This is a genomic window from Alkalinema pantanalense CENA528 (assembly GCF_050753345.1).
GTDB classification, from domain to species: domain Bacteria; phylum Cyanobacteriota; class Cyanobacteriia; order Leptolyngbyales; family Leptolyngbyaceae; genus Alkalinema; species Alkalinema pantanalense.
On record NZ_JBLZFX010000150.1, the window covers coordinates 1 to 9,512 of the forward strand.

Below are 9,512 nucleotides of genomic sequence, written 5' to 3' on the forward strand. Positions count from 1 at the left end.
CGATGCTGAGATGTCGGGCATCCGGTTTATCCATCACAAACCTCCTTGTACCTCTATCCTGATCATAGCTCCACTTTAATTGTCTTTCGCCTAATACTTTATTGCCGAGGTAATATCTCTAGGATTTGTGTTGTGAGATAGAGATTGCGTTCTAGGTTAGAAGCATCAACGATGTTAATAATGATATCTGCTTCGCCGGATAGCAGATAATCCCGTGCAACCAGTTCATCTAACCCCGTAGTCGTTTCATCTGCATCGATCGAATACACCCCCGGCAAATCGACCACCTTTACTTTCCGGTCATGGGCACGGTAGCTGCCTTCCTTTCGTTCAACCGTAACCCCAGGCCAATTGCCAACACGTTGATTGCTGCCGGTTAAAGCATTAAATAGTGTTGTTTTACCACAGTTTGGATTTCCAAGTAATCCAATAGTGAATTGCGTCATAGCTGTTTATGTGCGCTTAACTTAATCACTTTGAATGGAAAAGGTTTGAATAAAAAGTGAAGTCCATTACTGGGGCTCAATGAATTCAACCATCAAGGCATCGGCTTCAGCTTTACGTAAACTCAGATGAAAGCTCCGCACTTGAATTGCAGTAGGATCACCTAAGGGGGCATGACGAGTAACCTGTAACTCAGTGCCGGGGGTCAGTCCCATGGCTAACAATTTCCGCTTGTAGTCTCGGGCCGTCGGTTCATACCCGACAACTCGTAACCTAGCACCGATCGCTACATCTCGTAATTTAACCGTGGAATTTGGGGAACTAGAGGGTGGTAGAGACATGGAAGATATCCTGGTTGCGGGTTGAGCTGGGGGAGGGTTGACCTTGGTGTGGGCCGTCTGGTGGGGAAATTGACCTTGACCTATAGGCGTCTTTCCCTCGGTAGCGTCAATGACATCTGCGACATAAATGCGTTTGGCCATTTCTGCCCCCAATCCCAAGCGGTTATCTTGCAGAGCAACAATGACCGATCCCGTGATCGTACAGCTAACAATCTCCAACATGACATTGGGCATAAAGCCCATGCCCATCAAGCGGTTGTTCGCGTCTCCACAATCCAGAGTGACGATGCGGACACGATTTCCCACTTGCTTGCTCGCTAGGGATGCCAGCGGGATTGAGGCTCCATCCTGGACGGGAAACAACTCCGCTGGATTTTCGTTAGCTAAGCAATCGTTAGCCAAACTGTTTTTAGGGACTGAGGGGCGAACGATCGATTCACCGAAGTAAACAAACCCCTGCCAAGCAGCAGTGATGCGACGCTTGCGATCTTGTGTCATCTGGCCACCCCAATAACTTATTGACTTGACTATAAAATTGAATCCCCTAATTGAATTCCCTTTATTAAAATAGTTTCTCAAAAATTTTAGAGTTCAAACCATCCACCTGTAAAACTTAACAACTATTTAGCGATTAAGCAATGGTTTTATCTGTGAATATGCCGAACAATGCAGGTCTAGAAGTACTCTTTCAGCATATTTGTTACAAATCAGGCGGACCTTCTTTAGAGGTACAAGAGAATTTAAAGAAAATTTAAACTTCAGACCTCTCTACTCGATCTCAAAACTAAAGATAATCATTCTCAATAATTTCATAACTCTACGAATTGCTATCAAAACTTTATTTAGTTTTAACAATAGTCCGGACAGTTTTAAATGGACAACGGTAGAATGCGGGTTTCAGCCCCCTCAGTGAGGTCGAATGCCAACGGTGGAATGCAGGTTTCAGCTTCCGTTCCAAAAAGTGTCCAGAGTATTGTTTTAAGAATTGTTCGCTGTTGTAGCGGTTGAACCCGTTGCCGTTGAACCCACTATATCCTTTCCGACTCATACCTAATTGATTAATCTCAGGCTTTACCAACATCTTGGTAACCGTGCACTAGCAAGCAAGGACTAGTGGGTACTCCTCCATGGGACAGACTCGATTCCCGCATCCCCTCTTAATCAGAATATGGCAGGCATAGCTCTAAAGTTGAATAAAATCTAAAATACTTTCTAGCGGATTACGTGAACCATCATTGATTCCCAATGCAATATCAAAATCATCAACTAGTCTATTCCCCAGCGGACTTGATCCAATACTACCAAAGTGAATTTGCGAGTTGGATGGATCGTTTTGCACTCGTTCAGCCCAACGTCACTCCTGCCGTCGCCCCTGATGACTTCCTGACCGTATTGCGTCAACTGGGCCAAGCCCACGAAAAAAAGTTTTTACAGTCTCTGCAATCTGAAGGGGCTGATGTTTGCGTCATCCAAAGTCAAGGCGGCTTTGAGGCGACTTTGGCAGCAATGCGATCGGGGCGTACTTATATCTATCAAGCGGCGTTGCAAGGGAATGAATGTCTCGGTTATGCCGATTTTCTGGTGCGGGTGGAGGTGAGTTCCCGCTTTGGCCGTTGGAGTTATGTGCCGTTGGAATGTAAGTTGGCGCTCAATCCTAAACCAGACTTTGTCTTGCAAGCTTGTACCTATTGTGATCTGCTGGAAACGATTCAAGGGCAAAGGCCGCAGGAATTTCGTTTACTGTTGGGCAGTGGTGAAATGGCATCCTATCCAACGGAACAATATTTTTATTATTACAAACGGGTGAGACAATCTTTCCTTGAATTCATGGATCGGTTTGATCCAAAGCAACCGCCCTTGCCGGAACCGGGTGACGATCGCCATGGCCGTTGGCAGGAGATGGCTGACAAAATTCTGCACGATCGCGATCACCTTTCCCAGGTTGCGAATATTACCCGGAGTCAAATCCGTAAACTAGAAGCTGCAGGCATCACAACTGTAGAACAACTTGCTAACACGAATCCGACTCAAAAAATTCCTAATTTAGATCCAGTAGCTCTCTCACGTTTGGTCACACAGGCACAATTGCAAAGGGCAACGCTAGAGACGGGCAAGGTTCAATACAGTGTGATTCAGCCCCAGCCCGATCAACCCAGTCAGGGATTGGCATTGCTGCCGCCCCAGAGTTCTTTGGATGTGTATTTTGATATGGAGGGCTATCCCCTGGCACCGGGTGGGCTGGAATATCTCTTTGGTGCCATTTGTGTAGAAGCGAGTTCTGATGTTAATTATTCTGATGTCAATCATGCTGGTGTGAGTGATACCAGCGTGAGTAATCCTAGCATCAGTAATCCTGGTGTCAGTAGCATCAGTCAGGCTGATTCTGCGAACGAAACCCTTCAGTTTTACGACTGGTGGGCGCATAATAACTTGCAGGAAAAGCAAGCATTTGAGAAATTTATCGATTGGGTTTACGATCGCTGGCAACGAGATCCCGCCATGCATATTTACCACTATGCTGCCTACGAAACGATCGCCCTCAAACGCCTGATGGGGAAATATGCAACCCGTGAAGCGCAGGTGGATGATTTATTGCGATCGGGCGTTTTCGTTGATCTCTATCAAATTGTTCGTCAGAGCCTCCGCGTGGGGCAGCCCAGCTATTCTATTAAGAAGCTAGAGCCGCTGTACGATTGCCAGCGATCGGGTACGGTGCAAACGGCCAATGACTCTGTTTTGCAATATTTTTATTGGACGCAGTGCCAGGACGGTTATACGCCAGAAGAGTCCAAGATTTTACAGGAAATCCGCGACTACAATCGCATGGACTGTGAATCAACGAAATATTTAGTGGATTGGCTCAAAACACTCCAAGCACAACAGCAAGTGAGTTACTGTAAAGAGGTCTCTCAAAATTCGCCCAAGGACGATGAAAGCCCAGTCGATCGGGATCTTTCTGCCGCTCAGTTAGCAGAATCGTTATTGTCCCAGTTATCGGAAGAGGATACCTCAGAAGAGGCTTGTATACAGCGCTTACTGGCCCACCTACTGCAATTCCATCAACGGGAAGGTAAACCCTTCTGGTGGCAGCGCTTTAGTTGGCTAGTGGCCGATGAAGCTGATTTATACGATGAACTGGATTGTTTAGCAGGGCTTGAACGTACCGATCGGCCACCCTTCAAACCCACTCCCCGCAGTCGATCGCTAGCCTATGAATATCGCTTTGATCCCAATCAGGAAACGAAACTGGAATCAGGAACCTGCTGGTTTTCTCCGGAGCAGCCTCTGCGGAATTGCAAGTTAGACAGCCTCGATCGGCAGACTGGACTTGCCGTCATTAGCATTTCAGAAAAACGTCTTCAGGAGATAGAACAGTTAGTACCAGGTTGGATGCCTCCCCAACGCACGAGTTTAGTAGACTGTAATTTTGTGGATTCCAAAGTTTTAAGTCAGTCCGTATTCCAAACCGTGCAGAAATGGGCTGACTCTGGTCAATTACCTTCGGCCTTACAGCACTTCCTCCAACGACAGCCGCCCCGAATTCCGGGTCATATCCTGGGGCAATCGCTTCTACGTTCCGGTGAGGATTTACTGCAAGGAACCCTACGCATTGCCACAGGCTTGCAGAGTAGCAGTCTATGCATCCAAGGCCCCCCTGGTAGCGGCAAAACCTACACAGCCGCCCAGATTATTCTGAAGCTCTTGGCTTTAGGAAAATCGATCGCGATCTGTGCCAATAGCCATAAGGTGATTACTAATCTGATGGCGCGGGTGGCGAAATTAGCGCAAGCTGATGGGCTGCTGTTTCAAGGGGCAAAAATTGGGGGCGATCGCGCCGATGATGTGTTTCAGTATGACGCCATTCGGTTTCAAGAGAAGATTGATACCACCCTGCCGCCGGACTATCAACTGGTGGGGGCCACTGCCTACCAGTTCAGCCGAGAAGCGGCGATCGGGCAATTTGATTACCTGTTTATTGATGAAGCGGGGCAACTGTCGCTGGCCTATTTAGTGGCGATCGCTCGGTGTGCAGATAATCTCATTCTGATGGGCGATCCGATGCAACTCGAGCAACCCACCCAAGGCACCCATCCTGGGGAAAGTGGACTCTCGGCGCTGAACTATTTTCTGAATGGCTGCGCGACGATTCCACCCAATTTAGGTATTTTCCTAGATACTAGCTATCGGATGCACCCCAGCATTTGCCAATTCATTTCCGATGCCGTGTACGAAGGTCGATTACGGGCCGATCGAGACACCCAAATCCATCAAGTGGAGGACTGGTTGCTAGGGACAGATGCCAATCCCATCATTCAACCGCAGCACAATGGCATTGTGTTCATTCCGGTGGAACATGAAGGCAACCAACAGGCCAGTGAGGAAGAAATTCGCGTCATTGACCAAGTGATTGATCAATTGCTGGGGCGTTCTTTTGTGAGCGATCGGGGTGGCAGACAGCACGTCCTGCAACCCGAGGATATTCTGGTCGTGGCTCCCTACAATCTACAAGTCCGAAAATTGCAGGATCGGCTACGCGATCGGGCCAGAATTGGAACCGTCGATAAGTTTCAGGGGCAGGAAGCTCCTGTCTTGATTGTGTCGATGTGTGCCAGTCGCGGAGATCTGATTCCCCGAGGCTTAGGGTTTTTGCTGAATCGGCATCGCTTGAATGTCGCGATCTCCCGTGCGCAGTGTTTATCCCTCGTCGTGGGCAGTCCATTCCTAGCTCAAACGAATTGCGCAACTCTAGAAGAAATTCAACTCGTTAATTTATTTTGTAAATTATGTAGTGCTTAGGGCACAGCGCATAAACAAAATCCCAATTGGGTAGGGGTAGGAGAGTAAAAGGGTAGGAGGGTAGGGGAATGAAGAGGGGATATTATTTCTTTGCAAATCCCTTAGTATTTATCTTTCTCGATCCCACCACATCTTCTTTAATAAGCAGAACTTTGAAAGAATTTGACCGAATTCCCCCCTTTGTTTAGCATCATTGGCGCGTAGCGCGAGGGCTTGGGGGGATCGGAGCTGTCGCATCAATGAATCAATTCGATATCACTGTCTCAAGCTTATTGACTATGACTATTGACTATGACTATTGACTATGACTATTGACTATGACTATTGACTATGACTATTGACTATGACTATAGTATTAGCCTTGAATGTCAATAAATGTTATCTCTCCTGTTGGAAGAAAGCTTGATATAAGGCCCAAAGAATTGCTCCTAAAATCAATAATCCACCCAGCCAAAAGACAATGCGAATGGCTACAATGACCCCAATGCCGATCGCTAAAAATTGCAACACTGTTTTTTGTTGAGCCGTCAAACGGCGCGATCGGGGAGTTTGGCTCTGTTGTTCTGGTAGGTCTGCTTGCCAGTGGTTTTGGAGTTCAGCGGTTTGCGGCTCAGTAGCAGGAGGTTGAGAAGTTTGAGGCTGAGGAATTTGAGGCTCTGACACTTCTGGTTCGGCAACGGGTGTCATCTCTAGTGGCTGAGGATCGGGTACCGAGTCTGCTGCTGCGACGATCTGCCAAATTCCTTCAACATGGGCCATCCACCGCGAAGGTTGGAACTCCCCAAAACTCACTAAAATCAAATCACTGATGCCTGCTTGATCCGTTTCCCGAATGTAATAGTGCAATGGTAAGTTATCTTCACCACGATACGTTGAACCATCATTTTGGAGATGCTCGTATCCTTGAGTTCCCACGATCGTTTGAAAATTTGCCTCCCCCAAACGATCCCGGAGTTGCTCAAACGTTTGGCGATCGATTTCAGCTAACGTAAAATTCCAACGCGCCAATCCCATCGGTACCTTCACAGGACTATGCCAATCATCGCCATCAGGACTGCCCTGGTAGGCATCCATCCGCCGCATGAGGTCAAAGGGCTGTACTGTCACTTTTGGGGCCAGTGTAGCCGCTGGAGGATTTTCTGGATGGCTGACTTCCACCCGGCAAAGCACCAACCGCATCCCATCTTCATATCCCGTGACAAATTTAACTCGATAATTAAAAATACGAGTAAATAGCATCGCGGCTTCAGCGGGTTCTGAATCAGTCCAAATGCGTTCGCACCGACTCAGAAAATCAAAATGATTCAGTTCTTCAGGGACGATCGAAGCAATAAACCAATCCATGCAAATTGGCACATTGGTTCATCCTGGCTGGGCATTGGGATTCCACTGCTGACGTTCGGGCGAACTGGAATACTCATTAATCCGATGAAATGCCTTGAGCAGTGTGAGGAGATTGGGATAGCTAGGAGCGGAAATCGCTGCGATTTGCTCAGAGGTGATCGTGTCTGGTGAGAGCCCTGCTACATCGAGTTCCACCAAAAAGAAACGACGTTTGGCTGATAGGGTCACTTGACTCTCGAAGTCATACTGCCTCGCTAATTGGACGATATCACGCGATCGACGTTCAAGACTTTCTAGCGTTGGTGCATCGGGAAGGGTCGTCATAGGTGGAGCCAAAACTGATTGAGAAGGGAAAAACTAAGATGATTTTACTATAGTCGTAGGCTACGATCGACTTATGCAATGATGGTTTACTTTCCTATGCTTAAAACCACGACCTAAACGTTTGATGGTTACTGTATACGATTATTTCCTATGATGATCAATCTGTAAGTTTAGACTTTTATTCATAATTATTTGTCTGTTGAAACTTCCGTATTTCTACTGAGCTTGATTGAAATAACTAACGGTTTGCATAAGCTTATGGCTGGTTGGAGATAAGAATAGGGGCAGAAATGAAAGAGGCGATTCATTCTCAATTAATGTTCAAGAATCCGGTATGTCTGAGTTGACTGTCTTATTTTGCGACCATTGTCATTACAGTGTTCCCATTGGGTGGGTGGGCAAAGAATGCAATCGAACGATCGTCATTTGCACAAAATGTACTCGCAGTTTCTACATCTGTCCTGCAGATGGAGAGCAATTGTATCATAGTAATCAACCCTATCAATTGGTTATCCGAGGCAAGCAATGGGAAGCTGTGAGTTCTAAGAAAGGCCGGATTAAAAAGCAGGTTTTGCGAGAGACTTGGATTGATAGTGGAATTCAGATTCCAGTACATGAAGATGTCATTTTAGTGGAGGAACGACTGCGCATGGTCTATGAATTTATTTTCGATCAAGTGCCTTGTCCCAACTGTCACGCTCAAGGAACTTTGGCTGAATATCAACAATATTATCTAAGCTGCCCATCCTGCAAAATAGGACAAATGCGATAAAGACAGATCGCTGTGATGGGTGAGAAGGGATCAATAAGATGAAACAATTTGTTTTAATTGATGGATATACTCTAGTGATTACTCAGAGCAATACTGAGATTCATTTCTCAAGTTGTCACAGCCGTAGCAGGCTCTACTATGATGATTCATTGTTGATTGAAGCTTTAGCACGTTATGCCCAAAATGAACGATTCTGGCATTGCTTGCAGACGCGCACAGCCTATGAACAGGGCGAAGATCGCTTCTGGGTCATGGAGGTTCAGTCGTTGATTGCAGACCAGGGTTGGAGGTTACCGCAAGCCCAGCTGAATTGGTCAGTTTGGGAACTGATGTATGTAGAACCTTTCCATCGATCGATGTTTCTGTGGCATCCAGGCAGTTATTATCGGATATTCTGCATGCCCTACTCCACTGCTTTGAAGGTACTTCAACTGATACGGGATTGGCTTGATGCTCGGCCCATTCTGGTAGAAGGGATTGAGGTTCTGAGTGAAACACAATGGAATGCTCGTTTTTTGGCGTCTACTCGGCCTACCCAACCGCCATTGGCTCCCCAGATTTTGGCGGATTTGGAGCATAGTGCGAGCCTGTATTGCCTGTTTTTTGAAGACCAAGCCCGCCTATATACACCCAACGAAATTAAGTTAATCCGCTTTGAACTGTTGAGCCAGATGTCGATCGCGGGGTTACTCAACCGAAACATTGCTGCAGCAACCTACGATCGTCTTGCCGCCTATCCCAATCTACAATGCTGTGCCTTACAAGCTGAACAACTTTGGTGTGCTTTGGATGGCATACAGGCCGCGATCTCGATCGATCAAACGGGTGTGACGCTGGATTGGATATTTTTGAATCAAGGGGCTGTTAACTCAAAGTTTACTCAACTCTGTTTACAGCATTTTAAACAGGTACGATTACTGTATCCCTACACTGTTCCATGGGAGGTGGATGGAAAGCAATATCGTTTGGTGACAGGATGTCTATACGCTTCGAAGATTGTGTTGTTAACAGTTGTAGAAATTGTTATGCCAACCGATCCGATCGCACTATTTACGAACGTTTACGCACCCACCTACTTAGAGCTAGTCGCTTGGGCTGCGCTGGAGTCCTGTCAACCCCCGATGGAAAATTGGGCCATGGCTGTGGATTGGAACAATCGGGAGGCTGAGCTAGCAATGTTGGGTTGTGATCCCTCCTTACCCCAAGCGGATTTTTTCCTAGACTGTCTAGCGTCCCATCTGGCAAGGCTCTGGCAAAATGGCGATCGTACTGCATTTGAGCAAGGATTGCAGCGCTTGCGATGGGACTGTCCTCAAGAACTTTATTTCCTATACCGTCGGGGCAAAATGTTAAGTTCTGGGACATTGCAATTTCAGGGTAAGCGCATCTCAAACGCTATTGACAACTAGGGGTGGAGTCTTTACCCGAGTCGGGCAACGCAGCGGCTAAGACTTGGAGCATAAACGTGTCATCCATTGCGGCTCGCTTCG

Annotated in this window: 7 protein-coding genes; 3 read left to right on the forward strand and 4 right to left on the reverse strand. The window is 47.0% G+C overall.

Translation table 11 applies throughout. The features are described 5' to 3' along the window. Positions 1 to 98 precede the first annotated feature (98 nt). Together ACN4EG_RS26210 and ACN4EG_RS26215 are read right to left on the reverse strand one after the other, a co-directional pair. Positions 99 to 446: a FeoB small GTPase domain-containing protein gene (locus ACN4EG_RS26210; protein WP_431633234.1), complete on the reverse strand. Its 348-nt coding sequence runs from the start codon at positions 444 to 446 to the stop codon at positions 99 to 101. A gap of 66 nt (positions 447 to 512) precedes the next feature. Beyond that, positions 513 to 1,283, reverse strand: coding sequence for a ferrous iron transport protein A (locus ACN4EG_RS26215; RefSeq protein WP_431633235.1), 771 nt, complete (start codon positions 1,281 to 1,283; stop codon positions 513 to 515). A gap of 747 nt (positions 1,284 to 2,030) precedes the next feature. On the opposite strand from ACN4EG_RS26215, the gene ACN4EG_RS26220 reads away from it, so the two are divergent. Beyond that, positions 2,031 to 5,582 (forward strand): TM0106 family RecB-like putative nuclease, encoded by a 3,552-nt coding sequence (locus tag ACN4EG_RS26220; RefSeq protein WP_431633236.1) that lies wholly within the window; start codon positions 2,031 to 2,033, stop codon positions 5,580 to 5,582. Between the two features lie 378 nt (positions 5,583 to 5,960). Here ACN4EG_RS26220 and ACN4EG_RS26225 read toward each other — a convergent pair whose 3' ends face one another. Further along, positions 5,961 to 6,926 (reverse strand): molecular chaperone DnaJ, encoded by a 966-nt coding sequence (locus ACN4EG_RS26225; protein ID WP_431633237.1) that lies wholly within the window; start codon positions 6,924 to 6,926, stop codon positions 5,961 to 5,963. Between the two features lie 18 nt (positions 6,927 to 6,944). After that, positions 6,945 to 7,250, reverse strand: a complete 306-nt coding sequence (locus ACN4EG_RS26230; protein ID WP_431633238.1) for a hypothetical protein — start codon at positions 7,248 to 7,250, stop codon at positions 6,945 to 6,947. Positions 7,251 to 7,584: 334 nt separating this feature from the next. On the opposite strand from ACN4EG_RS26230, the gene ACN4EG_RS26235 reads away from it, so the two are divergent. Together ACN4EG_RS26235 and ACN4EG_RS26240 are read left to right on the forward strand one after the other, a co-directional pair. Next, positions 7,585 to 8,022, forward strand: coding sequence for a hypothetical protein (locus tag ACN4EG_RS26235; protein WP_431633239.1), 438 nt, complete (start codon positions 7,585 to 7,587; stop codon positions 8,020 to 8,022). A gap of 38 nt (positions 8,023 to 8,060) precedes the next feature. Further along, positions 8,061 to 9,431 (forward strand): hypothetical protein, encoded by a 1,371-nt coding sequence (locus ACN4EG_RS26240; RefSeq protein WP_431633240.1) that lies wholly within the window; start codon positions 8,061 to 8,063, stop codon positions 9,429 to 9,431. The last annotated feature ends 81 nt before the right edge of the window (positions 9,432 to 9,512 follow it).

Coding starts and splice junctions, on each gene's coding strand:
- ACN4EG_RS26225 (WP_431633237.1), bottom strand. CDS start 6,926: ATGGATTGGTTTATTGCTTCGATCGTCCCTGAAGAACTGAATCATTTT.
- ACN4EG_RS26215 (WP_431633235.1), bottom strand. CDS start 1,283: ATGACACAAGATCGCAAGCGTCGCATCACTGCTGCTTGGCAGGGGTTT.
- ACN4EG_RS26235 (WP_431633239.1), top strand. CDS start 7,585: ATGTCTGAGTTGACTGTCTTATTTTGCGACCATTGTCATTACAGTGTT.
- ACN4EG_RS26220 (WP_431633236.1), top strand. CDS start 2,031: ATGCAATATCAAAATCATCAACTAGTCTATTCCCCAGCGGACTTGATC.
- ACN4EG_RS26230 (WP_431633238.1), bottom strand. CDS start 7,250: ATGACGACCCTTCCCGATGCACCAACGCTAGAAAGTCTTGAACGTCGA.
- ACN4EG_RS26210 (WP_431633234.1), bottom strand. CDS start 446: ATGACGCAATTCACTATTGGATTACTTGGAAATCCAAACTGTGGTAAA.
- ACN4EG_RS26240 (WP_431633240.1), top strand. CDS start 8,061: ATGAAACAATTTGTTTTAATTGATGGATATACTCTAGTGATTACTCAG.